The organism is Nocardioides sp. GCM10030259 (assembly GCF_042666375.1).
In the GTDB taxonomy this organism is placed as follows: Bacteria; Actinomycetota; Actinomycetes; order Propionibacteriales; family Nocardioidaceae; genus Nocardioides.
In genome coordinates, this window is sequence record NZ_JBHTDF010000006.1 from 1 (window position 1) to 24,988 (window position 24,988).

The window sequence follows — 24,988 nt, forward strand, 5'->3', positions numbered from 1 at the left end:
CCGAACCCGGAAGTTAAGCCTTTCAGCGCCGATGGTACTGCAACCGAGAGGCTGTGGGAGAGTAGGACGCCGCCGGACATACTTTTTGAACAGGGCCGTCCCTTCGGGGGTGGCCCTGTTCGCATTTGCGCCGCATTGTCGAAGTGCGTAGCCGTTCTCTGTGGGCTGGATTCCGGCCCACTTTCCAGGCTCATCCCAATCGAGGGTGTAGGTGGGGTCTGAAGCCGCCGGTCTCGAGCACGTCGTCGTAGGCCGCGCGGCGGCCCCGCGGCCGGGCCGCCGGCACCCCCCGGGGGGGAGGCTGAGCAGCTGGTGATGGATCCGACGTACGTCGGCCGCGATCCGCTCGATCGGAGGGCCGGCAGGCCCCCGGCGCAGGGGGCGTGGTCGATCGCTGGGACGAGCGGCCGGCGACGAGGTTCGAGCGCAAGGGACTGCCGCCGGCCGCGGCATCGCCGACCTGCGGTACCGACGGACAGCCTGACCGACCGGGCGCAGCGCGGATCGGGTAGGTCAGCCGCCCCCGGCGATGTTGACCAGCCACGAGGTCCCGAACCGGTCGACGCACATCCCGAACTCGTCGCCCCACGGCTGGGTGGCCAGCTCGACCGTCACGGTCCCTCCGTCCGACAGCGCCTGCCAGTAGCCGCGCAGTTCCTCGGTGTCGTCCCCGCCGAGGCTGACCGCGAGGTTGTTCCGCAACGTCTCGCCCGGCAGCATGTCGGCGGCCATCAGCGTGAGGCCAGACGCTGTTTCCAGCTGGCCGTGCATGACCTGGTCGCCCATGCCGTGGTCGTCGGTGCCGAAGTCGCCGAAGTGGTTGATCGTGAGATCGCCGCCGAAGACGTCCTGGTAGAACGCCAGGGCGGCCGAGGCATCACCCGCGAAGCTGAGGTAGGGGTTCAGTCGAGTGGTCATGGACCGACGATAGAGGGCTCATTCCAATCGAGGGTGTAGGAGTTGGGGTCTGAAGCCGCCGGTCTCGAGCAGCGATCTGGCGATGTAGTTGGTCAGGTTGCGGAACCCGAGTGCGGACCCGCGGAGGTGCTCGAGGCGCCCGTTGAGCGCCTCGGTAGGGCCGTTGCTGGTGCCGGGTCGGTCGAAGTAGGCGAGCACGTCGGGGGCACGCTTCTTCAGCGTCCGGCCGAGGGTGATGACCTCGGTGAGCACTTCGGTACGCCGGTGCTGATCGATTCGATCAGCTTCACCATCGTCTCTCGGCCACGCGCCCGGTCCTCGTCGCGGTAGGCGGCGACCATGCGCTGGTAGATGCCCCAGATCGCTTCGACTTCGACGTGCGCGTCGTCGGCGAACAGTGCGGTGAGCCTGGTGATCTGCTTGTCGGTGAGCAGGCCGGTGCCGGCGTGCAGGGTCCGACGGACTTGTAGAGCGGGTCGTCCTTGAACCCGCGGTGGCCGTGGATGGCGTGCTGGACTCGTCGTCGGCACTTGTCGAGTGCGTCGCCAGCCAGGCGGACCACATGGAAGGGATCCATCACCGCGACGGCGTCGGGGACTTCCTCAGCAGCTGCGGTCTTGAAGCCGGTGAACCCGTCCATCGCGACCACCTCCACGGCGTCGCGCCACGCCTGCGGACGCTCGTTGAGCCAGGTCTTGAACGCCTGCTTGGAACGGCCCTCGACCATGTCCAACAGGCGGGCTGGTCCGGTGCCGTCCCGCACGGGAGTGAGATCGATGATCACGGTGACGTACTTGTCGCCGCGCCTGGTGTGGCGCCACGCGTGCTCGTCGACCCCGATGACTTTCACCCCGTCGAACCGGGCCGGTTCGTTGATCAACAGCCGCTTGCCCTCCGTCAGAACCGCGTTGTTCGCGGTGTCCCAGCGACCCCGAGGCCTTCGGCGATCCGGGCGACCGTGAGGTGCTGCACGACGATGCCCGTCAACGCCCAGGCCAACCCGGACCGCGAGAGCTTCGCCCTGGGCTCGGCTGCGGCGCTGGTGTCCTGGCGCCACACGTGACCGCACTCGCTGCAACGGTAACGGCGGACGACGACTTCCAGCATCGCTGGCCGCCAACCCAGCGGCTCGTGGGCAAGTCTTCGGACCACGCTGTCGCGCGGCGCGCCTTCACAACCGCAACGCCTGCACCACTGATCGGGTTCGGCGACCCGGCACGCGAGGACCGCACGGTCAGGCTCGAGTCGCTGTCCAACGACTTCGAGGCCGAGCCGGTCGAGCCGGGCGAAGGTGGTCAGGTCGGGGCGGCCGAAGCCGGCCGGCGGGGTAGCGTCGGGCACGTCGAGGTCTTCCAGATGGCGAGCGTGAGAACTTCCAACTTCGGGAGGCCTCGACTCCTACCCGCTCAACGACGCGCCGACGAACCCACAGCGCTACACCCTCATCTGGGAAGAGCCACTTTCCATCCACAGCGCAGCCCGCGGCGTCTCCGTCCACAGGTGCCTCGCAGCGCGTCGCTGATTGTCGGTCGCCGGCGGAATCGTCGCTGCCGGAGGTGGTGCAGATGGCAGCACACGAAAAGGCAACGAAGGCGAAGAAGGCGGCGCCCGAGCCCGCCGTCAACGAGGTCCGGCTGGTCGGGCGCGTGTCCCAGGCGCCCGAGGAGCGGGTCCTGCCCAGCGGCGACGTGCTCTGGACGTTCCGGGTGGTCGTGCAGCGGCCGAAGGCGCAGGGCCGGACCACGGTCGACGCACTCGACTGCGCGGCGTGGAGCTCGAGGGCGCGACGCTCGGTCGCGTCCTGGGCGCCCGACGACGTCGTCGAGGTGACGGGGGCGATGCGACGGCGGTTCTTCCGGACCGGCGCCGGCGCGGCGTCCCGGGTGGAGGTGGAGGTGACCCGCGGCCGGGTGCTCAGGCGCGCAGGGAGCGGATGAGCACCCCGACGCTCGGCTTCGGCTGGAAGGAGGTGACCTTCTCCGGCAGCAGTCGCCCGATGCTCGCGACATGCAGCACGTCGGCGAAGTCCGGTGCGGGCATGAGCACGGCCAACCCGCGCCGACGCGCCACGGCTCGGAGCGCGTCGTCGACGGAGTGGGCATGAGCGATCGCGGTCGGAGCCCGCCCGAGCAGGGGGAGCACGTCGTCCTGGAGGATCTCCACGGTGAGGCGCTCGTCGTCGTGCGGCAGGCGGATCGTCGCCCACTCGCGCCCATCGGTGGCGACCACGGTGTCCTGGGACAGCGCGGCGACCGCTTCCTGCGGACCCAGCCCGCGCTGGACCTGCGGACCGGGACGATCGAGGTCGGAGATGCGGAGTCCGAGGAGCACGCGATGGATCGCGCCCAGGAAGAGCGGGGTGTCCTCCTGGTCCACGAGCATCGCGAGCCCGGCGTCGGTGGCCGGCGCCAGCTCGGGGTGGTCGGTCCGGAGCAGGCCGTAGGCGGCGTACCGGTGATGGCCGTCGGCGATCAGTGCTCGGCTGCCCTCGAGGGCGTCCTGGATCGCTGCGATCGTGGCGGGGGTGCGGATGGTCCACAGCCGGTGGTACTGACCGGAGCGGTCCGTGAACTGCCGATCTGCCGGCGCCGACCGAACGGCACGCAGGAGCTCGCGCAACACGGCGGGTGCGCGGTGGGTCAGGAGGATCGGGGCCGGGTTCATGGCCATCTCAGCCATCCGGTCCGCGAGCTCGCTGGCCTGGGCAGGGTGCACACCCTCGTGCGGGAAGACGGCGATCTCGTCACGAGACGCCGCGCGCCGGGTGAGCGCGAGGGCGCCGACGAGTCCGCGGATGGTGACGCCGGAGGTGGTGTACTCGTGCAGGTACAGCGCCGGTTCGGTGTCGTGCGTGACCTGGCCGGAGCGCTGCCAGGCAGCGAACCGGTCGGCGACCTCCGTGTAGGGACGGCTGAACGCTCGAGCGGCTGCCTGGGCGCCGATCCGGTTCGGGGCGAGCATCAGGGCCGGGAAGGGCTCCAGTCGCAACGGTCGCGCCACGAGCGCCGGGGTGGCCACGACTCCGGAGTCCATCGGAGCATCGTAGGGTGCGGGCACGTGCTGAGAACGAAGGGAGGCGCGTGTGCTCGGCGAGTCGGCGATGCCCCTGAGCCAGGCCTACGACCTCGCGATGCTCGACCTCGACGGGGTCGTCTACATCGGCGGCGACGCCGTCCCGGGTGCCGCCGCACACCTGGGCTCCGCGCGCGTGGCGGGGATGCGGATCGCGTTCATCACCAACAACGCCTCGCGGACGCCCGACCAGGTCGCCACGCACCTGCGCGAGCTGGGCGTCGACGCCGCGGCGGCGGACGTGGTGACCTCCGCCCAGGCCGCGGCGCGGCTGCTGGCCGAGCGGTTCGGTGAAGGCGCGCGGGTGGTCTGCCTCGGCGCGGACGGCCTCGAACAGGCCCTGCGTGCGAACGACCTGGTCCCGGTCGGCGCGGAGGACGAGGCGGTGGCGATCGCGACCGGCTACGGCCCTGAGGTGCGCTGGCGCGAGATCATGCGGGCCGCGGTGCGGATCCGCGACGGGCTGCCGTGGGTGGCGAGCAACACCGACCACACCTTCCCGGCGGCCTTCGGGGTGGCGCCGGGACACGGGGTGCAGGTCGCGATGCTGCGGGACTTCACCGGGGTGGAGCCCACGGTGGCCGGGAAGCCGGCGCGGCCGCTGCTCGACGAGACGATCCGGAGGGTCGGCGGGGAGCGGCCGCTGATGGTCGGTGACCGGCTGGACACCGATATCGAAGGCGCGAACGCGGTGGGCCTGGACTCGTTGTTGGTGCTCACCGGGGTGACCGGGCTCGCGGAGCTGGCGCGGGCGCCGCGCGAGCTGCGGCCGACGTACGTCGCGACGGACCTGCGTGGCCTGCTCGAGCCGCAGCCGGCACCGGCTGCTGCGGCGGGGGAGCAGCGCCTGGACGGGTGGGCTGCGAGCGTGGACGCCGGAAGCCTGCGGGTGGTCGGGTCCGGCTCGCCTGCCGACTGGTGGCGGGTGGCCGTCGCGGCGTCGTGGCAACACCTCGACGCCACCGGCGAGCCGGTGGACCTGGCTGCCACCACCGCGCCCGCCGACGAGTAGCCTCGACCTCATGAGCGAGGACCCCGGCGTGCCCGTCCCCGAGGAGCCCGAGGGGACCCCGCCCGAGCCCGAGCGGGTGCGCACCGGGGTCGAGCACGTCGAAGAGGTGATCACGGCGGTCGAGGCGCTCGAGGAGCGCCCGCTGGAGGAGCACGTCGGGGTGTTCGAGACCGCGCACGCCGAGCTGCGCCGGGCGCTGGACGACACCGACCGGCCGGCCGACCCCGCCTGACCGTGCCGCCGAGACGTCTCCGCCTGGACGCCGAGCTGGTACGCCGCGGGCTGGCCCGATCGCGCGAGCACGCCAGCGAGATGATCGCCCAGGGTCGGGTCAAGGTGGGCGGTGCGCGTGCCACGAAGGCGGCGACCGGCGTCACGACCGACGTGGCGATCGTGGTCGCGGAGGACCCGGACCGGCCGGACTACGTGTCCCGGGGCGGGCACAAGCTGGCGGGGGCGCTGGCGGCGTTCGGGCCGCACGGGTTCGTCGTCGACGGACGGCGGTGCCTGGACGCGGGCGCGTCGACGGGTGGGTTCACCGACGTGCTGCTGCGCCACGGAGCCCGCGAGGTCGTCGCGGTCGACGTCGGGTACGGCCAGCTGGCGTGGAGGCTCCAGCAGGACGAGCGCGTCGTGGTGCACGACCGCACCAACATCCGCGACCTGACCGCCGAGCTGATCGGCGGCCCGGTCGAGGTGGTGGTGGGCGACCTCTCGTTCATCTCGCTCGAGCTGGTGCTGGACGCCCTGCTCGGCGTCGCGGCGCCCGGTGCGGACCTCGCGCTCATGGTGAAGCCGCAGTTCGAGGTCGGCAAGGAGCGCGTGGGCAAGGGTGGAGTCGTGCGCGACCCGGAGCTGCGCGCGGAGGCCGTCCTGAACGTCGCCGCCGCGTCGGCACGGCGTGGCTGGGGAGCGCGGATGGTCGCGACCAGCCCGCTCCCGGGACCGTCCGGCAACGTCGAGTTCTTCCTCTGGCTCCGGCAGGGGCCGGCCGAGCTCTCCGACGAGGACATGCACAGCACGGTGGTGGCTGCCGACCCGCAGGGGGTCGCGGGTGAGAGGCTGGACCCGTGACGACCTCGACCTCGCCGACCGACGCGTCGGCGCGCCGCGTGCTGTTGGTCGCCCACACGGGGCGCGACGAGGCCCGAGAGGTCGCGCGCGCGTTCGCCAAGGCCCTCGGCACCCACGGGATGGTGGTGCGCCTGCTGGCGGACGAGGCGGCCGACCTGGGACTGTCTCCCGCCGGCGACGGCGTCGAGATCGCCGAGGATGGCACGCCGAGCGGCGATTGCGAGCTGGTGCTGGTCATCGGCGGCGACGGCACGATCCTGCGCGCGGCCGAGCTGACCCACGCGTCCGGGACGCCGGTCCTCGGGGTGAACCTGGGACACGTGGGGTTCCTGGCCGAGGCGGAGTACGACGATCTCGAGTCGACCATCGACGCGATCGTGCACCGGCGCTACACGGCCGAGGAGCGGCTGACGCTCGACGTGACCGTGCACCGCGACGGTGAGGTCATCGACCGGACGTTCGCGCTCAACGAGGCCAGTGTCGAGAAGGCGGCTCGCGAGCGGATGCTCGAGGTCGTCGTCGAGATCGACGGGCGACCGCTGTCCCGCTGGGGCTGCGACGGCGTCGTCTGTGCGACGCCGACCGGGTCGACGGCGTACAACTTCAGCGCGGGCGGGCCCGTCGTGTGGCCGAGCGTCGAGGCGCTGCTGCTGGTGCCGATCAGCGCACACGCGCTGTTCGCGCGGCCGCTGGTGGTCGCACCGACGTCGGTGCTGGCGGTCGAGGTCCTGGCCAACACCGAGGGTTCGGGCGTGTTGTGGTGCGACGGGCGGCGCGCGGTCGACCTGCCGCCCGGCGCTCGCATCGAGGTACGCCGCGGCGCCACGCCGGTGCTCCTGGTGCGACTGCACGAGGCACCGTTCACCGACCGCCTGGTCGCGAAGTTCGGGCTGCCGGTCGAGGGGTGGCGCGGCTCGACCGAGCGCCGCCGCCGGCTGGCCCAGGAGCTCTCGCAGGACACCGCCCACCGAAGCGCAGAGGGGCACGATGCTTGAGGAGATCCGGATCAGCTCGCTGGGAGTCATCGACTCCTCGACCCTGGAGCTCGGGTCCGGCCTCACGGTGATCACCGGTGAGACCGGAGCCGGCAAGACGATGATCGTGACCGCGCTCGGGCTGCTGCTCGGCGGCCGCGCGGACACCGGGGCCGTGCGCACCGGCGCGAAGACCGCGCGGGTCGAGGGCGTGGTCCGGGTTGACGGCGTCGACGGGTTCGGCACCGCGATCGAGGACGCCGGCGGCGAGGTCGAGGACGACCGGGTGGTGCTGGCCCGCAACGTGTCGGCCGAGGGGCGCTCGCGGGCGTTCGTCGGCGGGGCGTCGGTGCCGGTCACCACGCTGGCGCAGGTCGCCGAGCCGCTGGTGGCGGTGCACGGCCAGTCCGACCAGCACCGGCTGCTGCAGGCGCGGGCGCAGCGGGAGGCGTTGGACCGGTTCGGCGGCGAGAAGCTCGCGAAGCTGCTGGCGACGTACGCCGACCTCCACCGCCGGCTCGAGGACACCGAGCGGGAGCTCGAGGAGGTCGTGGCGACGGCGCGGGAGCGCGCACAGGAGGCCGACCTGCTGCGGTTCGGCCTCGGCGAGATCGAGGCGGTGGCGCCCGAGGCGGGCGAGGACGCGACGCTGGCCGCCGAGGAGACGCGCCTCGGCTTCGCCGACACGTTGCGCACCGCCGCCGAGCAGGCGCGCGAGGCACTCTCGAGCGAGGACGGTGGCCCCGACGCGCTGACTACCGCGTCGGCCGCGCGCACGCTGCTCGACGGCGTCCGCGAGCACGACGCCGAGGCGGGCGAGCTGGCGGACCGGCTGGCGGAGCTCACGTACCTGCTGTCCGACCTGTCGGCCGACGTCGCGTCGTACGCCACCCGCATCGAGATCGATCCGGCCCGGCTGGCAGCCGTGTCGGAGCGCCGTGCGGCGCTGACGGCGCTGACCCGCAAGTACGGCGAGACCATCGACGAGGTGCTGTCCTGGGCGGAGCAGTCGGCCCGCCGGCTGCTCGACCTCGACCACACCGACGAGCGGATCGAGGAGCTGCGCGGCGAGCAGGAGAGCCTGCGCGCGCAGCTCGCGACCGCCGCGGCGGCGCTCTCGGCGGCGAGGTCGAAGGCCGCCACCCGGCTGGCGAAGGAGGTCACCGCCGAGCTCGGCCTGCTCGCGATGCCGCACGCGCGGCTGACCTTCGAGGTCCGGCAGACGGAGGTGGACGCGCCCGCGAAGCTCCTCCACGGCCCGCTCCACGTCGAGGGCCGATGGCTGCGGCACACGTCCTCCGGTGTCGACGAGGTCGAGATGATGCTGGCCGCCAACACGGGTGCCGAGCCGCGGCCGCTGTCGAAGGGCGCCTCCGGCGGCGAGCTGTCGCGGGTGATGCTCGCGCTCGAGGTCGCACTGGCGGGCACCAGCCCGGTGCCGACGTTCGTCTTCGACGAGGTCGACGCCGGCGTCGGCGGAGCGGCCGCGGTCGAGGTCGGCCGCCGCCTCGCCCAGCTCGCCCGCAGCGCGCAGGTGCTGGTCGTGACGCACCTGCCGCAGGTGGCGGCGTACGCCGACCGCCACGTCGTCGTCGAGAAGTCCTCGGACGGCTCGGTGACGAGCTCCGGCCTGACGATGCTCGACGACGAGCAGCGGGAGCGCGAGCTGTCCCGGATGCTCGCGGGTCTCGCCGACTCCGACACCGCCCTCGCCCACGCCCGCGAGCTGCTCGAGGTCGCGCAGGAGGCCCGCGACAGCGCCTGAGCCGAGGGTGAGCAGGGTCACCCTCAGGTCGATCGGGCGTGACCCGATGGGGCCGGTGTGACGGCAGACACCCGACGGTCCAGGCTGCGCCACCTCATCGGCGACCGCAGCATCCGCACCCGCGTCCTGGCGCTGGCCGCCTTCCTGGGGGTGATGACGCTGGTCGTGACGGTGACCGCCGCGGTCGGCGCCCGCCAGGTGGCCGGGTACGGCGACGACCTCGACCGCGCGGTCGCCGTGCAGGACTCCGTCGAGCAGGCCCGCTACGACCTGCTCTGGGCGTCGAACTGGCAGAACATCACCGCCTGGAAGTCGCGCTCCGAGGGCGGCGAGACCGCCGCGGCCCCCGACGGCGACAACCTGAAGAACTACCAGGACGGCGTCGACGGCTTCGAGCAGATCTTCGACATCGACCGGGCGGTGCTCACCGACTCGGCGGCGAAGAACCTCGAGACCATCCAGGCAGAGTGGTCGCAGCTGCTCGACTACAACGACCAGATCCACGACCTCTGGCACAGCGGCGAGCTGGACAAGGGCGACCAGGTCTCCGGCGGCCCGAAGTGGGACATCTACTACGTGATCGCGACGGCGCTCGACGAGCTGTCCGCGTCGGCCGACAGCCGGGTGGAGGCCATCCAGGTCGACACCGAGGCCGCCCAGGACCGCACCCGCACCCTGACGTACGCCGTCACCGCCGTGGCCCTGCTGCTCGGCGCGCTCCTGGCCCTCGGCCTGGCCGCCTCGATCATGGCGCCGGTGCGCCGGATGCGCGACGGCCTGGTGAAGGTGGCCGAGGGCGACCTGCAGGTGCGGGTGCCGGTCGAGTACGACGACGAGATCGGCCAGATGGCCGGGTCCCTCGACACCGCCTTGCAGTCGCTGCGCGGCCTCGTCGGCTCGGTCGCCGAGTCCGCGACCACGGTCGCGTCGGCGGCGGAGGAGCTGACCGCCACGGCGTCCTCGATCGAGGACTCCGCCCTGCAGACGTCCGCCCGGTCCGAGGCCGTCTCGGGCGCCGCGGACGAGGTCTCGCAGAGCGTCGGGGCCGTCGCGGCCGGTGCCGAGGAGATGGGCGTGTCGATCCGCGAGATCGCCGAGAACGCCCACCGCGCGGCCGAGGTCGCCTCGGACGCGGTCGCCGTAGCCGCCGCCACCAACGAGACGGTCGCGATGCTCGGCTCCTCCAGCGCCGAGATCGGCAAGATCGTCAAGGTGATCACCTCGATCGCCGAGCAGACCAACCTGCTGGCCCTGAACGCGACCATCGAGGCCGCGCGTGCCGGCGAGGCCGGCAAGGGGTTCGCCGTCGTCGCCGGCGAGGTCAAGGAGCTCGCGCAGGAGACCGCGCGCGCGACCGAGGAGATCGCGGTGCAGGTCGGCACCATCCAGAAGGACACCGCGGCCTCGGTCGCGGCCATCACCCAGATCTCCGAGATCGTCGGGTCGATCAACGACTACCAGACCACGATCGCCACGGCGGTCGAGGAGCAGACCGCGACGACCAACGAGATGAGCCGCCGGGTCGGCGAGGCCGCCGCGAGCTCGAGCCAGATCGCCGAGCACATCTCGGGCGTCGCGAGCAGCAGCTCGGCGACGACGGGAGCGGTCGACCAGACGACGACCGCGATCTCCGAGCTGGCCGGCATGGCCGAGTCGCTGCGGGCCCAGGTCAGCGCCTTCCGCTACTGATCCGCACCCCTCCCGGAGCCGGGCGCGCCACCCACGGGGGGCGACGCGCCCGGCTCCGCGTGGTTCCGGAATCGCCCTGACCGGTTTGGCACGATGACAGCGTCATGAGCAGCCCGATCACCTCCTCGGTCCAGCAACGCGCCGACACCGGCTCCGGGACGGTCGGGACCGCTCGGGTCGGCCGCCGTGCCCGCGACGTGGCGTCGCGCCTGCGGCCCGGCGACGTGGCGGTCGTCGACCACCTGGACATGGACCGCGTCAGCGCGCAGGTCCTCGTGGACGCCGGCGCCGCGGCGGTCGTCGACGCCGCGGCGATCATCTCGGGTCGCTTCCCGAACCTCGGCCCCCGCGCGCTCGCCGATGCGGGTGTGGTCGTGATCGACCAGGTCGGCGCGGCCGGCCTGGCGGCGATCAGCGACGGCGCCGAGATCCGCCTGGACGGCGGGCGCGTGCTCGTCGGCGGCGCCGAGGTCGCCAGCGGCCGGCGCCTGGACCGGGACGCCGTCGAGGCCGAGATGGAGCAGGCGCGCAGCGGGCTGGCGCGCCAGCTCGCCACCCTCACGCACAGCAGCACCGAGCTGCTGCGGCACGAGGAGGACCTGCTGCTGCACGGCGTGGGCGTGCCGCGGCTCACCACCCGGGTGGCCGGCCGGTCCGCCGTGGTCGTGGCGCGCGACTTCGAGCACGACGCCGGGCTCGCCGGGGTCCGGACCTTCGTCCGTGAGCAGCACCCGGTGGTCATCGGCGTGGGCGCCGCGGCCGACGCCCTCCGGGCAGAGCGGGTGCGCTGCGACGTGGTCGTCGTCGACGCCGGTGAGGACCTGCCGACGGCACCGACCCTGCGAGCCGCGCGCGACGTCGTGGTGCGTACGTCGGGTGGCAGCGCCGCGGCCGTCGTGGAGCAGCTCGAGCGGCTCGGCGTACGACCGTCGCTGATCCACACCGACGCGGCCGCCGAGGACGCCGCGCTCCTGGTCGCCGACGCGGCAGACCCGACCGTGATCGTCGGCGTCGGACTGCGGGCCGCGCTCGAGGAGCTGCTCGACAGCGCCCGGCCAGGGGTGGCCGGCACGGTCCTGACCCGCCTCAAGGTCGGTCCGCGACTCGTCGACGCGACCGCGGTGCCGCAGCTCTACGCCGGCCGCGTCCGGCCCTGGCACCTGCTGCTGGTGATGCTCGCCGGCCTGCTCGCCCTGGCCGCCGCGGTCTCCGTGACCCCCGTCGGCCAGGAGTGGGCCGACTCGTTCTCCGACACCATCCAGGGACTCTTCACGTGATCTCCTACCGACACCACATCGTGTCGCTGGTCGCCGTCTTCGTCGCGCTCGCCGTCGGGGTCGTCCTCGGCGGCGGCCCGCTGACCGACCTCGGTCGCGGCGACGAGCAGGCCGCGGCCACCGTCAGCGCGTCGCGCGCCAACGAGCGCACGGCGGAGTACGGCGACGCCTTCGCGACCGCCGCGGCCCCGACGCTGTACGGCGCCGGCCTCCAGCAGACCTCCGTCGCGATCGTGGCCATGCCCGGCGCGCAGGCCGAGGTCGTCGGCGCGCTCGCCGACCAGGTCGCCGCCGCCGGCGGCCAGGTCAGCGGCACGTACGACGTGCGTGCGGCGCTCGTCGACCCGGGCGAGAAGTCGCTCGTCGACACGCTCGGCTCCCAGCTCGCCGGCGAGCTCGGTGACGGTGTGGTCGCGCCCGACGCGTCGACGTACCCCCGGATCGGGCAGCTGCTCGGGCTCGCGGCCACTCCCGGGGACTTCGGCGCGGCCGGCGTCCGGGCGGTGCGCGAGAGCCTCGCGGGCGCGGAGCTGGTCGAGAGCCCCGCGGAGGCGGGCGGAGCCGGGCTGGCGCTGGTCGTGCTCGGCGACCGCACGGACCCAGCGGTGCTGAGCGGGATCGTCGCCGGCCTCGGGGCGAAGGCACCGGGGGTCGTGGTGGCGGGGGAGACCGCGGCAGCGGCCGCCAACGGCGACCTCGGGGCGCTGCGCGCCGAGCCGGTCGCGGACAACGTCGCCACCGTCGACGGCGCCGAGAACCCGCTCGGCCAGGTGACGACCGTCCTCGCCCTGATCCGGTCGCTCACCACGCCGGGAGGATCCTTCGGTGCGTCGGGTTCGGACGGAGCGGTACCTCTCACGTAGCATGGAGTTCCGTGATCAACGGGACGCCCACCAAGCACGTTTTCGTGACCGGAGGCGTCGCCTCCTCGCTCGGCAAGGGCCTGACGGCCTCCAGCCTCGGCAGCCTTCTCAAGGCTCGAGGGCTGCGGGTGACGATGCAGAAGCTCGACCCCTACCTCAACGTCGACCCCGGGACGATGAACCCGTTCCAGCACGGCGAGGTCTTCGTGACCAACGACGGCGCCGAGACCGACCTCGACATCGGGCACTACGAGCGCTTCCTCGACACCGACCTCAGCCAGATCGCGAACGTCACGACGGGCCAGGTCTACTCGAGCGTGATCGCCAAGGAGCGTCGCGGCGACTACCTCGGCGACACCGTCCAGGTGATCCCGCACATCACGAACGAGATCAAGGAGCGGGTCCTCGCAATGGGCGGGCCCGGGGTCGACGTGGTCATCACCGAGGTCGGCGGCACCGTGGGCGACATCGAGTCGCTGCCGTTCCTCGAGGCCGCGCGCCAGGTGCGCCACGACATCGGCCGCGACAACTGCTTCTTCCTGCACGTCTCGCTGGTGCCCTACATCGGCCCGTCCGGGGAGCTCAAGACCAAGCCCACCCAGCACTCGGTCGCCGCGCTGCGCCAGGTCGGCATCCAGCCCGACGCCGTCGTCTGCCGCGCCGACCGGGAGCTGCCCGACTCCATCAAGCGCAAGATCTCGCTGATGTGCGACGTCGACCAGGAGGCCGTCGTCACGGCGGCCGACGCGCCGTCGATCTACGACATCCCGAAGGTGCTGCACCGCGAGGGGCTGGACGCGTACGTCGTACGCCGTCTCGACCTGCCGTTCCGCGACGTCGACTGGACCGTGTGGGACGACCTCCTGCGCCGGGTGCACCACCCCAAGGAGGAGGTCACCATCGCGCTGGTCGGCAAGTACATCGACCTCCCCGACGCCTACCTCTCGGTCGGCGAGGCGCTCCGCGCCGGCGGCTTCGCCCACGAGGCCAAGGTCAACATCCGCTGGGTGGCGTCCGACGAGTGCCAGACCCAGGCGGGCGCCGCGAAGATGCTCCAGGACGTCGACGCCGTCTGCGTGCCCGGTGGCTTCGGGGTGCGCGGCATCGAGGGCAAGCTCGGCGCGCTCACGTACGCGCGCACCCACGGCATCCCGACCCTCGGGCTGTGCCTGGGCCTGCAGTGCATGGTCATCGAGTACGCCCGCACGGTGCTGGGCCTCGAGAAGGCCGGCTCCACCGAGTTCGACCCGGACACCCCGGAGCCGGTGATCGCCACGATGGAGGAGCAGCTGCGCTTCGTCGAGGGCGCCGGCGACCTGGGCGGCACGATGCGCCTGGGCCTCTACCCGGCCGCGCTCAAGGAGGGCAGCATCGCCCGTGAGGTGTACGGCGCCGCGGAGATCGACGAGCGGCACCGGCACCGGTACGAGGTCAACAACGCCTACCGCGACCAGCTCGAGGCCGCGGGGATCGTCTTCTCGGGGACCTCTCCGGACAACAGCCTGGTCGAGTTCGTCGAGCTCTCGCGCGACGTGCACCCCTACTACATCGCCACCCAGGCCCACCCCGAGCTGCGATCGCGGCCGACCCGGCCGCACCCGCTCTTCCGGGGGCTGGTCGGCGCGGCCATCGAGCGGCAGAAGGAGCTGCGCTTCCCGATCGACGAGAGCGGCCTGCGCCGCGAACCGGTCGACGAGGACTGACGCGTGCCGGAGCTCGCTGACCGCGACGAGCGGTGGCCGGTCGCCCGTTCGGAGGACCGGCACCGCGACGACTGGGTGGTCGCGCTGCGCGAGGACTGGATCCGGCGGCCCGACCACCCCGACGACGAGCCGTTCAGCCGCCTGGTGCTCGAGCATCCCGGCGCGGTCGTCGTGCTGGCGGTCGACGACCGGGAGCGGGTCTTCTGCCTGTGGCAGTACCGCCACCCGGCCGGGCGCCGGTTCGTCGAGCTGCCGGCGGGGCTGCTCGACGTCGACGGCGAGGACCCGCTCGAGACCGCGCGGCGCGAGCTGGTCGAGGAGGCCGGGCTCGAGGCCACCGACTGGGTGGCGCTCGGCACGGCGTACTCCTCACCGGGCATCTCCGCCGAGATCCACCACTACTTCGTGGCCCGCGGGCTCTCGGAGGCCGACCGCGGCGACTTCGTGGCCCGGCACGAGGAGGCCGACATGGAGACCGCATGGGTGCCGTACGCCGACCTGCGCGCCGCCGTCCTGGGCGGGCGGGTGACCGACGCCCACACGGTCCTCGGGGTGCTGCTGGCGGGGGACCGGGGCCTGGCGGGAAGGGCCGAAGGCCGGGAGTAGGCTCGCGGCGCGCCACAACGACGTGGCGCAGGTCACTGAAGGAGCACCAGGGTGAAGGTCGGCGTCCCCAAGGAAGTCAAGAACCACGAGTACCGGGTGGCGATCACCCCGATCGGTGTCCACGAGCTGGTGGCGCACGGGCACGAGGTGCTGATCCAGCAGGGCGCGGGCGAGGGGTCGCAGGTCCCTGACGAGGAGTACGTCGCGGCCGGAGCCCGGATCGTCCCGGACGCGGACGAGACCTGGGGCGCCGCCGACATGGTGCTCAAGGTCAAGGAGCCGGTCGCCGAGGAGTACCACCGGCTGCGCGAGGACCTCACGCTCTTCACCTACCTCCACCTCGCGGCCGACAAGCCGCTGACCGACGAGCTGCTCGAGACCAGGGTCACCGGCATCGCCTACGAGACCGTGCAGCTGCCCTCGGGCGGGCTGCCGCTGCTCTACCCGATGTCGGAGGTCGCCGGCTGCCTGGCGCCGCAGGTCGGCGCCTACTCCCTGATGAAGGCCCAGGGCGGCCGCGGCGTGCTGATGGGCGGCGTCGGTGGCGTCGCCAACGCGAAGGTCGTCATCATCGGCGCCGGCGTCTCGGGGCAGAACGCCGCGAACATCGCGCTCGGCATGGGCGCGGACGTGACGCTGCTCGACACCGACCTGGACAAGCTGCGGATGTCCTTCTGGCGCTACAACAACCGCGTGCACGGGCTCGCGAGCTCCAGGCTGGCGATCGAGCAGCAGGTCACCGAGGCCGACATGGTCATCGGCGCGGTGCTGATCCCCGGCGCGGCGGCGCCGAAGCTGGTCTCCAACGAGCTGGTGTCCCGGATGAAGCCGGGCTCGGTGCTCGTCGACATCGCCGTCGACCAGGGCGGCTGCTTCGAGGACACCCACGCCACCACGCACGCGGACCCGACCTACCAGGTGCACGGGTCGACGTTCTACTGCGTGGCGAACATGCCCGGCGCGGTGCCCAACACGTCGACGTACGCGCTGACCAACGCGACCATGCCGTACGTCGTGGCGCTCGCCGACAAGGGCTGGCAGCAGGCCTGCCGCGACGACCGCTCGCTGGCACTCGGCCTCAACACCCACGCCGGCCAGCTCACCAACGCCCCGGTCGGCGAGGCCGTCGGCATCGACGCGGTGAGTCTGGAGAGCGTGCTCGCCTAGGCTTCTCCCGCCATGGGAGATCCACAGCGCGCCGTGCGCACCTATCTCGACCACCTCTCGGTCGAGCGCGGCCTGGCCGCGAACACGCTGTCGTCGTACCGCCGCGACCTGCGGCGCTACCTCGACTTCCTCGCGCAGAGCGGGGTCGAGGACCTCGACCAGGTGAGCGAGGCGACGGTGACCGGGTTCCTGGTGCGGCTGCGCGAGGGCGACGCCGAGCACCCACCGCTGAGCTCGACGTCGGCGGCCCGTACCGTCGTGGCGGTGCGTGGGTTCCACAAGTTCGCGGTCGCCGACGGGCTGGCCACCGCCGACCCGGCCCACGGGGTCAAGCCACCGGCGCCGGCGAAGCGGCTGCCGAAGGCGCTGCCGCTGGCCGACGTCGAGGCGATCCTCGACGCCGCCGGGTCGCCCGGCACCACGCTCGCGCTGCGCGACCGGGCGCTGCTGGAGCTGCTCTACGGCACCGGTGCGCGGATCTCGGAGGCCGTCGGGCTCGACGTCGACGACCTCGATGCGGTCGAGGGGACCGTTCTGCTGCGCGGCAAGGGCAGCAAGGAGCGGATCGTGCCCGTCGGGTCGTTCGCCCGCGAGGCGCTGGACGCGTACCTCGTGCGCGGGCGGCCGGAGCTCGCGGCGGTCACGACGGGCCCGTCCACCGGGGGAGCGCTCTTCCTCAACGCGCGGGGCGGGCGGCTGTCGCGGCAGTCGGCGTGGGCCGTCCTCGTGAAGGCGGCCGACCGGGCGGGCGTGACGAAGGACGTCTCGCCGCACACGCTGCGCCACTCGTTCGCGACCCACCTGCTCGACGGCGGTGCCGACGTACGCGTCGTGCAGGAGCTGCTCGGGCACGCGTCGGTGACGACCACGCAGGTCTACACGCTGGTGACCGTCGACAACCTGCGTGAGGTCTTCGCCACGGCCCATCCGAGGGCCCGTGACTGACCTCCTCGACGAGATCACCGCCGCGGCCGCCGACCGCGGCCTGGAGCTCTATCCCCACCAGGAGGAGGCGGTCCTCGCGCTGCTGGCGGGGGACAACGTCGTGCTGGCGACGCCCACCGGGTCCGGCAAGTCGCTGGTCGCGGAGTCCGCCCACCGCGCGGCGCTCGCGGAGGACCGGGTGTCCTTCTACACCGCGCCGATCAAGGCGCTGGTCAACGAGAAGTTCTTCGCGCTGGTCGAGACGTTCGGCGCCGACGACGTCGGCATGCTGACCGGCGACGCGTCGGTGAACCCGGACGCCCCGATCATCTGCTGCACCGCCGAGGTTCTCGCCAACATCGCGCTGCGTGAGGGTGCCCGCGCGGACGTCGGGCTCGTGGTGATGGACGAGTTCCACTTCTACGCCGAGCCCGATCGCGGCTGGGCGTGGCAGGTGCCGCTGCTGGAGCTGCCGCAGGCGCAGCTCCTGCTGATGTCGGCGACGCTCGGCGACGTCACCGACCTCGCCGCCGACCTGACCCGTCGCAACGGGCGCGAGACCACGGTCGTCGCCGACGCCGAGCGCCCGGTGCCGCTGTCGTTCTCGTGGTCAGTGACGCCGATGGCCGAGACGCTCGAGGAGCTGGTGACGACCGGCCAGGCGCCGGCGTACGTCGTGCACTTCACGCAGAAGGACGCCGTCGAGCACGCGACGACCCTGCTCAAGGCGGGCTGGATCCCCAAGCCCGACCTCGGCACCCGCCTCGACCACGTGCGGTTCGGCAGCGGCTTCGGCAAGACGCTCTCGAAGCTGCTGCGGCGCGGCGTCGGAGTCCACCACGCCGGGATGCTGCCGCGCTACCGGCGGCTGGTCGAGCAGCTCGCCCAGGCCGGTCTGCTCTCGGTCATCTGTGGCACCGACACGCTCGGGGTCGGCATCAACGTGCCGATCCGGACCGTGCTGTTCACCGGGCTGGCGAAGTTCGACGGCAACCGGCAGCGGGTGCTGCGCACCCGCGAGTTCCTGCAGATCGCCGGGCGTGCGGGCCGCGCGGGCTTCGACACGGCGGGGTACGTCGTCGTGCAGGCGCCCGAGCACGTCATCGAGAACGAGAAGGCCAAGGCGAAGGCCGAGGAGCGGCGGGCCGCCGGGAAGAAGAACTCCAAGGCCCAGCTGAAGAAGCCGCCCGAGGGCACGGTGGTGTGGACCGAGCAGACCTACGAGAAGCTCGTCGGCGGCGTGCCCGAGCAGCTGGTCTCGCGGATGAAGGTCGACAACGCGATGCTCGTCAACGTCCTCGCCCGCGAGGAGGACGCGTTCCCCGTCATGCGGCGGCTGCTCACCGACAACCACGAGGACCGGCGCCAGCAGGTCCGGCTCGCCCGCCGCGCGTTGCGGCTGGCCCGGTCGCTGGTGCACTCGGGGGTGGTGACGCGGCTCGACCAGCTCGACGAGCTCGGCCGGCGCTACGTGCTCACCGTCGACCTGCCGGAGGACTTCGCGCTCAACCAGCCGCTGGCGCACTTCGCCCTCGCGGCGCTCGACGTGCTCGACCCGGAGGCGGTCGAGCGCACCCTCGACATCGTGTCGGTGATCGAGGCGGTGCTTGAGGGGCCGCGGCAGGTGCTGCTGCAGCAGCAGTTCGCCGCGCGCGGCGAGGCGGTCGCCGAGATGAAGGCCGACGGGATCGAGTACGAGGAGCGGATGACGCTGCTCGAGGACGTCACCTGGCCGCAGCCGCTGGCCGAGCTGCTGGGGGCGACGTACGAGATCTACCGACAGACGCACCCATGGCTGCCCGACGACGCGCTGCAGCCGAAGTCGATCGCGCGCGAGATGTACGAGCAGGGCATGTCGTTCACCGACTTCGTCTCGCGCTACCAGCTGGCGCGGTCCGAGGGGCTGGTGCTGCGCTACCTGACCGACGCCTACCGCACGCTGCGGCAGACCGTGCCCGAGCAGCACCGCACCCCCGAGCTCGACGACCTCGTCGAGTGGCTGGGGGAGACCGTGCGCCAGACCGACTCGTCGCTGCTCGACGAGTGGGAGGCGCTCGCCGACCCCTCGCACGTGCGCTCGGACGTGGCCCACCACGAGCCCCCGCCGTCCCCGCGGCCGATCTCGAAGCAGTCCCGGGCGTTCGCCGTGATGATCCGCAACGCGATGTGGCGCCGCGTGGAGCTCGTCGCGCGCGACGACCTCGACGGGCTGGTCGCGCTCGAGCGGATGGCGGCGGACCGCACCGATCCTCCTGGCGAGGTCGTGATGACGCGATCGGCGTGGGACGAGGCGATCGAGGACTACTACGCGGAGCACGACCGGGTGCGGCTCGACGCCGACGCCCGCGGGCCCGCGCTGCTGGCCGTCACCGAGTCCGGGCGCCGCTGGGAGGTGCGGCAGACGATCCACGACCCCGAGGGCCACCACGACTGGGTGATCGAGGCGGTCGCCGACCTCGACGCGTCCGACGAGGCCGGCGAGCTCGCGCTCTCGGCGGTGGCGATGCGGCGGCTGGGCGGCTGATCCGCCCGCTGGTCCGGCGTCAGCCGAGCCAGGCGTCGCGGGTCTGCACGGCGGTGTCGGGGTAGTCGGCGAAGAGGCCGTCGACGCCGGCGTCGAGGAACGCGGCGATCTCGGCCTCCACGTCACCTCGGGCGTTCGGGTCGGTGCCGATCCGCCAGACGGGCGCGAGGAACTGGTTCTCGTTGCGGATCGTCCACACCACGACCTTCAGGCGAGCCCGGTGCGCGTCGTCGACGACGGTCGTCTCCTGGGGCGCGGTCGCCGGCGGGATGACCCACGACTTGTTGGCGCCGAGCCAGTCGGCGTACGTCGCGATCGCCCTCAGCCCGGTGGGAGTGACCATCTGGGCGTACGTCGTGCCGGGCTGGTCGAAGGGGCCGCCGGCGCCGTCGACGAGCTGCACGAGCGGCACCTTCGTCATCCGGTCGAGGTCGCGGAGGTTGCCGATCTCGAACGACTGGACGGCGACGTCGGCGTGCTTCGAGTCCAGCCCGTGGCGGCGCAGCGTGCGCACCAGCGGCTCCTCCATCGACAGGCCGATGGAGTCGAAGTACGTCGGGTGCTTGGTCTCGGGCGCGACGCCGATGTCGCGGCCGCTCCGTCGCTCCGCGAGCCGCACGAGCCGCAGCACCTCGTCGAGCGTGGGGATCTCGAACTGGCCGTCGTACGCGGTGTTCCCGGGCCGCACCTGCGGGAGCCGCTCCTTGGCGCGCAGCGTCTTGAGCTCGGCGAGCGTGAAGTCCTCGGTGAACCACCCGGTCACGGCACGGCCGTCGATGGTCTTGGTGGTGCGCCGGTCGGCGAACTCGGGGTGCGCGGCGACGTCGGTCGTGCCGCTGATCTCGTTCTCGTGGCGAGCGACGAGGACGCCGTCCTTCGTGGACACCAGATCGGGCTCGACGTAGTCGGCGCCGAGGTCGATGGCGAGCTGGTACGCCGCGAGCGTGTGCTCGGGGCGGTAGCCGGAGGCGCCGCGGTGGGCGAAGACGAGGGGAGCGGCCTCGTGGCCGTGGCCGTGGTCGCGGCCACGGTCGTGTGCGGCGACCGGGGCGGCGACGAGGATCGGGGCGGCGATGATGCCGGCGACGGCACCCAGCAGGGGGATGGTCCGAGATGTCATGGCCGTGATCGAAGCGGCTCCGGGTGACCTCCCGGCGAGGCGCCGGTGAACAGGATGCCTCGGTTGGTCGCCCAAGCGATCCGTAGGCTGGCGGCATGGCCGACGTGCAGACCACCCAGAATCCGTCCGCGAGCCGCTACGAGGCGCACATCGACGGCGAGCTGGCCGGCTTCGCCGAGTACCAGCTCACCGACCAGCTGATCATCTTCACCCACACCGAGGTGGACGAGAGGTTCGAGGGGCAGGGCGTCGGCTCGGCACTCGCGCGCTTCGCTCTCGACGACGTCCGGGCCGACGGTTCCCGTCGGGTGCTGCCGCTCTGCCCGTTCATCAAGCGCTGGATCTCCAAGCATCGCGACTACGTCGACCTGGTCTACGGCGCCCCAGCGAGCACCGTGAACGACTAGCGGTCGTCCACAGGCCTGTGCACAGGGCAGCCCGTCCCTGTGCACCACCCGACTGCGCAGTACACACCTCATCAACAGATTTCCCGGTCGGCTTGGGGGTTTCGATCCCGGTGTTGTCGCTGTCGGAGGGCGGTCCTAGGCTCGCCCGGGAGTCGACCACAAGTCGCCGTGTCGACAAGTCGGGAGGAGAAATCGGATGAGTGCAGGTGGCACCTTCGGAGGACCGGTCCCCCCGTCCGGAGCGGCCGGTTCGATGCCGCCCCTGGTGCGCACCCCGACTCCTTCCCCCGACCCACGAGATGAGCTGCCCGTGTCGTCAGACCCCCTTCCCTTCGAGCGTCCCGCCGTCGCCGAGCGTGAGCTCGGCCCGACCGGCCGCCCGATCCCGGACCTGCCCGAGCCCCGGCCGTTGAGCACCCACGGCCGCGCCCGGGTGGTGTCGATGTGCAACCAGAAGGGCGGGGTCGGCAAGACCACGACGGCGATCAACCTGGGCGCGTCGCTGGCGGAGTACGGCCGCAAGGTGCTGCTCGTCGACTTCGACCCGCAGGGATCGCTGTCGGTCGGACTGGGGCTCAACCCCCACGAGATGGAGCTGACCGTCTACAACCTCCTGATGGAGAAGGACGTCGAGCTGTCCGAGGTCGTCGTCCCGACCGGCGTCGAGGGGATGGACCTGCTGCCGTCCAACATCGACCTCTCCGCCGCCGAGGTGCAGCTCGTCCACGAGGTCGCCCGCGAGCAGACCCTGCAGCGCGTACTGGCGCCGGCGATCGAGCACTACGACGTGATCCTCATCGACTGCCAGCCCTCGCTCGGCCTGCTGACCGTCAACGCCCTCACCGCGTCCGACGGCGTCATCGTGCCGCTGGAGTGCGAGTACTTCGCCCTGCGCGGCGTCGCACTGCTGAAGACGACCATCGACAAGGTGCGCGAGCGGCTCAACCCGCGCCTGGAGATCGACGGCGTGCTCGGCACCATGTACGACGGCCGCACGCTGCACAGCCGCGAGGTCATGGAGCGGCTGGTCCAGGCCTGGGGCGACCGGGTGTTCCACACGGTCATCCGCCGCACGGTGAAGTTCTCCGACTCGACCGTGGCCGGCGAGCCGATCACGTCGTACGCGTCGTCCTCCACTGGCGCCGACGCCTACCGCCAGCTGGCCAAGGAGGTGCTCGCCAGGTGGCCCGTCGCGTGAGCCTTCCCGCCGCCGACGACCTCTTCCGCCGCACCGCCCCCCACGCCGAGGACGCGCCCGCGGCAGAGGAGCCGGAGGAGGCGGCGTCCGGATCGAGCCGGCCCCGGCGGCCGAGCGGCCGGGTGCGGCACGACGAGAAGATGACGGTCTACGTGACCTCCGACGAGCTGCTCGACCTCGAGCACGCCCGGCTGGTGCTGCGTCGCTCGCACGGCCTCGCGGTGGACCGCGGCCGGCTGGTGCGCGAGGCGATCGCGATGGTGCTCGCCGACTTCGACGCGCACGGTGACGACAGCGCGCTGGTCCGACGATTGACCGAGGAATGACCGCGGGCGTCCAGCAGCCCGAGGGGACCGTCGATCCCGCCGTCGCACAGACGGCGGGGGAGGCCGCGCCCGCGTTCGAGGTGCGCCTCGCCAACTTCGAGGGCCCCTTCGACCTGCTGCTCAACCTGATCGCCAAGCACAAGCTCGACATCACCGAGGTCTCGCTCTCCAAGGTGACCGACGAGTTCATCGCCCACGTGAAGGCGATGGGCTCGTCCTGGGACCTCGAGCAGACCACGTCGTTCCTGCTCGTCGCCTCCACCCTGCTCGACCTCAAGGCCGCGCGGCTGCTGCCGCAGGGCGACGTCGAGGACGAGGAGGACCTCGCGCTGCTCGAGGCCCGCGACCTGCTCTTCGCCCGGCTCCTGCAGTACAAGGCGTTCAAGCTGGTCGCTGGCGTGATCGAGGAGCGGCTGGCGACGGAGTCGCGGCGGCACGCGCGGGCCGTGGGTCTCGAGGAGCGGTACGCCGGGCTCCTGCCGGACGTGCTGATCGGCATCGGGCTCGACCAGTTCGCCCAGCTCGCGGCGAAGGCGCTGGAGCCGAAGCCGGTGCTCGAGCTCTCGCTGCACCACATCCACGCCGCCAAGGTGAGCGTGCGCGAGCAGGCGGCGCTCGTGGTGGAGCGGCTGCGGCGCAGTGGCGCGATGACGTTCCGGGCGCTGTGCGGCGACTCGCCGGACCGGCTGACGACCGTGGCCCGGTTCCTGTCGCTGCTCGAGCTCTTCCGCGAGGGCGCGGTGGGGTTCGAGCAGCTCACGCCGTTGGGCGAGCTGACCGTACGGTGGACAGGAGACGACGACGCCGACGTCGACGACCTGGTCACCGACGAGTTCGACGGGGCGCCGCCCGAGGTCGCCGCTGTGTCGGAGAGCGGCGCAGGCGAAGCAGCAGACGAGGGAGATGACGGGGATGACTGAGGCCGAGGTCGAGGAGCAGATCGCCGTACCGGTCGCCGCCCTGCGGCCGTCGCTGGAGGCGCTGCTGATGGTGGCAGACCAGCCGATGGAGACGGTGGCGCTGGCGACGGCGGTGGGCTACCCCGTCGACGAGGTGACGGCTGCGCTGGGCGAGCTCGCGGCGGAGTACACCGAGCAGGGGCGCGGCTTCGAGCTGCGCAACGTCGGGGGCGGGTGGCGCTACTACACCCGCGACGAGTACGCCGCGGTCGTCGAGGGCTACGTGCTCGAGGGCCAGCAGGCCCGGCTCACGCAGGCCGCCCTGGAGACGCTCGCTGTCGTGGCCTACAAGCAGCCCGTGTCGCGCGCCCGGGTCTCGGCGATCCGCGGCGTCAACGTCGACGGCGTGATGCGCACGCTGCTGACCCGCGGGCTGGTCGAGGAGGCCGGGCAGGACCACGAGACCGGCGCCAACCTCTACCGGACGACCGGCTACTTCCTGGAGCGCATCGGCATCACGTCGCTCGACGAGCTGCCCGAGCTCGCGCCGTACCTGCCCGACATGGCGGACCTCGAGGACGAGCTCGCCGAGATGGTCGCGCCGGCGCCGGTCGCGACGGAGTCGGCGCCCGAGCCGGAGCCCGGGCCGCACCACCCGCACTCGCCGCACTCCGGTGACGGCACCGAGCCCGACGGCGGGACCGAGCCGACGTGAACCCTGCCGGTATCGAGACCGACGACGAGGGCCTGGTCCGGCTGCAGAAGCTGCTCGCGCAGTCCGGCGTCGCGTCGCGGCGCAAGTGCGAGGAGCTGATGCTCGACGGACACGTGGAGGTCGACGGCGAGGTCGTGACGCGACTCGGCACCAAGGTCGACCCGCGCACCGCGGTGATCCGCGTCGACGGGAAGCGTCTCCCGCCGATCTCGGAGAAGGTCTACCTGGTGCTCAACAAGCCCCGCGGCGTGGTGTCGACGATGTCCGATCCGGAGGGGCGCCGCACGCTCGGTGACCTCGTCGCCGACCGGCCGGAGCGGCTCTTCCACGTCGGCCGGCTCGACACCGACACCTCGGGACTGATCCTGCTGACCAACGACGGCGACTTCGCGCAGCGGATGGCGCACCCGTCGTACGAGGTCGACAAGACGTACGTCGCCGAGGTCGAGGGCGAGGTCTACCGCCGGATCGTCAAGCAGCTCCTCGAGGGCGTCACGCTGGAGGACGGCCCGGTGACCGTGCGGAAGGCCCGGATCGTGGAGGCGTCGGCGTCGCGGTCGATCGTCGAGCTCGTCATCCACGAGGGCCGCAACCGCATCGTGCGCCGGCTGCTCGACCACGTCGGCCACCCGGTCCGGCGGCTGACCCGCACCGCCATCGGTCCGGTCCCGCTGGGTCGGCTGCCGGTCGGCGAGATGCGGGAGCTGAGCCAGGCGGAGCTGGGGGAGCTGCTCGACCGGGCGCAGCTCTGAACG

At 72.4% G+C, this 24,988-nt stretch carries 23 protein-coding genes, 1 rRNA gene and 1 pseudogene; 21 read left to right on the forward strand and 4 right to left on the reverse strand.

Annotated elements, in window-relative coordinates:
* Positions 1-78: ribosomal RNA gene (gene rrf, locus ACFQQI_RS06860) — 5S ribosomal RNA — on the forward strand; the annotation flags it as partial.
* Between the two features lie 435 nt (positions 79-513).
* Here the strand turns inward: rrf and ACFQQI_RS06865 are convergent.
* Complete coding sequence (locus tag ACFQQI_RS06865) at positions 514-918, reverse strand: VOC family protein (protein WP_378559907.1); 405 nt, start codon at positions 916-918, stop codon at positions 514-516.
* A gap of 18 nt (positions 919-936) precedes the next feature.
* Positions 937-2,259, reverse strand: a pseudogene (locus ACFQQI_RS06870) (ISL3 family transposase).
* A gap of 224 nt (positions 2,260-2,483) precedes the next feature.
* Between ACFQQI_RS06870 and ACFQQI_RS06875 the strand changes: the two are divergent.
* Positions 2,484-2,855: a single-stranded DNA-binding protein gene (locus ACFQQI_RS06875; RefSeq protein ID WP_378559910.1), complete on the forward strand. Its 372-nt coding sequence runs from the start codon at positions 2,484-2,486 to the stop codon at positions 2,853-2,855.
* On the opposite strand, the gene ACFQQI_RS06880 is transcribed toward ACFQQI_RS06875, so the two are convergent.
* Positions 2,833-3,951, reverse strand: coding sequence for a DUF1015 family protein (locus tag ACFQQI_RS06880; protein ID WP_378559913.1), 1,119 nt, complete (start codon positions 3,949-3,951; stop codon positions 2,833-2,835). The two genes, ACFQQI_RS06875 and ACFQQI_RS06880, sit on opposite strands and share 23 nt — an antisense overlap.
* Before the next feature lie 67 nt (positions 3,952-4,018).
* Here ACFQQI_RS06880 and ACFQQI_RS06885 point away from each other — a divergent pair, with 67 nt between their 5' ends.
* From ACFQQI_RS06885 to ACFQQI_RS06945, 13 genes are all read left to right on the forward strand, one after another.
* On the forward strand, positions 4,019-5,002 hold the full coding sequence (locus ACFQQI_RS06885; protein ID WP_378559916.1) for an HAD-IIA family hydrolase: 984 nt from the start codon (positions 4,019-4,021) through the stop codon (positions 5,000-5,002).
* Between the two features lie 10 nt (positions 5,003-5,012).
* On the forward strand, positions 5,013-5,234 hold the full coding sequence (locus tag ACFQQI_RS06890) for a hypothetical protein (protein ID WP_378559919.1): 222 nt from the start codon (positions 5,013-5,015) through the stop codon (positions 5,232-5,234).
* A 2-nt stretch (positions 5,235-5,236) separates the two neighbouring features.
* Positions 5,237-6,076, forward strand: coding sequence for a TlyA family RNA methyltransferase (locus ACFQQI_RS06895; protein ID WP_378559922.1), 840 nt, complete (start codon positions 5,237-5,239; stop codon positions 6,074-6,076).
* Entirely contained in the window at positions 6,073-7,071 is a 999-nt protein-coding gene (locus ACFQQI_RS06900) for an NAD kinase (RefSeq protein WP_378559925.1), read from the forward strand. The genes ACFQQI_RS06895 and ACFQQI_RS06900 overlap by 4 nt, the downstream gene beginning before the upstream one ends.
* Entirely contained in the window at positions 7,064-8,815 is a 1,752-nt protein-coding gene (gene recN, locus ACFQQI_RS06905) for a DNA repair protein RecN (RefSeq protein WP_378559928.1), read from the forward strand. Before ACFQQI_RS06900 ends, recN begins: the two co-directional genes overlap by 8 nt.
* A 57-nt stretch (positions 8,816-8,872) precedes the next feature.
* A complete protein-coding gene (locus tag ACFQQI_RS06910) occupies positions 8,873-10,504 on the forward strand; it encodes a methyl-accepting chemotaxis protein (protein WP_378559931.1) in 1,632 nt (543 codons plus the stop codon).
* 104 nt (positions 10,505-10,608) lie between these two features.
* Positions 10,609-11,781 carry a putative cytokinetic ring protein SteA gene (gene steA / locus ACFQQI_RS06915; RefSeq protein ID WP_378559934.1) on the forward strand — a complete coding sequence of 391 codons (1,173 nt, stop codon included), beginning with the start codon at positions 10,609-10,611 and terminating at the stop codon, positions 11,779-11,781.
* Positions 11,778-12,644: a copper transporter gene (locus ACFQQI_RS06920; protein WP_378559937.1), complete on the forward strand. Its 867-nt coding sequence runs from the start codon at positions 11,778-11,780 to the stop codon at positions 12,642-12,644. The genes steA and ACFQQI_RS06920 overlap by 4 nt, the downstream gene beginning before the upstream one ends.
* Positions 12,645-12,655: 11 nt before the next feature.
* A complete protein-coding gene (locus tag ACFQQI_RS06925) occupies positions 12,656-14,347 on the forward strand; it encodes a CTP synthase (protein WP_378559940.1) in 1,692 nt (563 codons plus the stop codon).
* A 3-nt stretch (positions 14,348-14,350) separates the two neighbouring features.
* Complete coding sequence (locus ACFQQI_RS06930) at positions 14,351-14,953, forward strand: NUDIX domain-containing protein (protein ID WP_378559943.1); 603 nt, start codon at positions 14,351-14,353, stop codon at positions 14,951-14,953.
* A 51-nt stretch (positions 14,954-15,004) separates the two neighbouring features.
* Entirely contained in the window at positions 15,005-16,120 is a 1,116-nt protein-coding gene (gene ald / locus ACFQQI_RS06935) for an alanine dehydrogenase (protein ID WP_378559946.1), read from the forward strand.
* 12 nt (positions 16,121-16,132) lie between these two features.
* Positions 16,133-17,065, forward strand: coding sequence for a site-specific tyrosine recombinase XerD (xerD, locus tag ACFQQI_RS06940; protein WP_378559949.1), 933 nt, complete (start codon positions 16,133-16,135; stop codon positions 17,063-17,065).
* On the forward strand, positions 17,058-19,568 hold the full coding sequence (locus ACFQQI_RS06945) for a DEAD/DEAH box helicase (protein WP_378559952.1): 2,511 nt from the start codon (positions 17,058-17,060) through the stop codon (positions 19,566-19,568). Before xerD ends, ACFQQI_RS06945 begins: the two co-directional genes overlap by 8 nt.
* Before the next feature lie 19 nt (positions 19,569-19,587).
* On the opposite strand, the gene ACFQQI_RS06950 is transcribed toward ACFQQI_RS06945, so the two are convergent.
* The gene (locus tag ACFQQI_RS06950; protein ID WP_378559955.1) at positions 19,588-20,688 is read right to left on the reverse strand and encodes a glycerophosphodiester phosphodiesterase; all 1,101 of its coding nucleotides are present in this window, start codon (positions 20,686-20,688) and stop codon (positions 19,588-19,590) included.
* A 95-nt stretch (positions 20,689-20,783) separates the two neighbouring features.
* Between ACFQQI_RS06950 and ACFQQI_RS06955 the strand changes: the two genes are divergently transcribed.
* The 6 genes from ACFQQI_RS06955 (at position 20,784) to ACFQQI_RS06980 (ending at position 24,985) form a co-directional block, all read left to right on the forward strand.
* Positions 20,784-21,095: a GNAT family N-acetyltransferase gene (locus ACFQQI_RS06955; RefSeq protein ID WP_378559957.1), complete on the forward strand. Its 312-nt coding sequence runs from the start codon at positions 20,784-20,786 to the stop codon at positions 21,093-21,095.
* A 253-nt stretch (positions 21,096-21,348) separates the two neighbouring features.
* Positions 21,349-22,293: a ParA family protein gene (locus ACFQQI_RS06960; RefSeq protein ID WP_378559960.1), complete on the forward strand. Its 945-nt coding sequence runs from the start codon at positions 21,349-21,351 to the stop codon at positions 22,291-22,293.
* A complete protein-coding gene (locus tag ACFQQI_RS06965) occupies positions 22,278-22,619 on the forward strand; it encodes a hypothetical protein (protein WP_378559963.1) in 342 nt (113 codons plus the stop codon). Before ACFQQI_RS06960 ends, ACFQQI_RS06965 begins: the two co-directional genes overlap by 16 nt.
* On the forward strand, positions 22,616-23,539 hold the full coding sequence (locus tag ACFQQI_RS06970) for a segregation and condensation protein A (RefSeq protein WP_378559966.1): 924 nt from the start codon (positions 22,616-22,618) through the stop codon (positions 23,537-23,539). Before ACFQQI_RS06965 ends, ACFQQI_RS06970 begins: the two co-directional genes overlap by 4 nt.
* Positions 23,532-24,233, forward strand: coding sequence for an SMC-Scp complex subunit ScpB (gene scpB, locus ACFQQI_RS06975; RefSeq protein ID WP_378559969.1), 702 nt, complete (start codon positions 23,532-23,534; stop codon positions 24,231-24,233). The genes ACFQQI_RS06970 and scpB overlap by 8 nt, the downstream gene beginning before the upstream one ends.
* Positions 24,230-24,985: a pseudouridine synthase gene (locus ACFQQI_RS06980; protein ID WP_378559972.1), complete on the forward strand. Its 756-nt coding sequence runs from the start codon at positions 24,230-24,232 to the stop codon at positions 24,983-24,985. The genes scpB and ACFQQI_RS06980 overlap by 4 nt, the downstream gene beginning before the upstream one ends.
* The last annotated feature ends 3 nt before the right edge of the window (positions 24,986-24,988 follow it).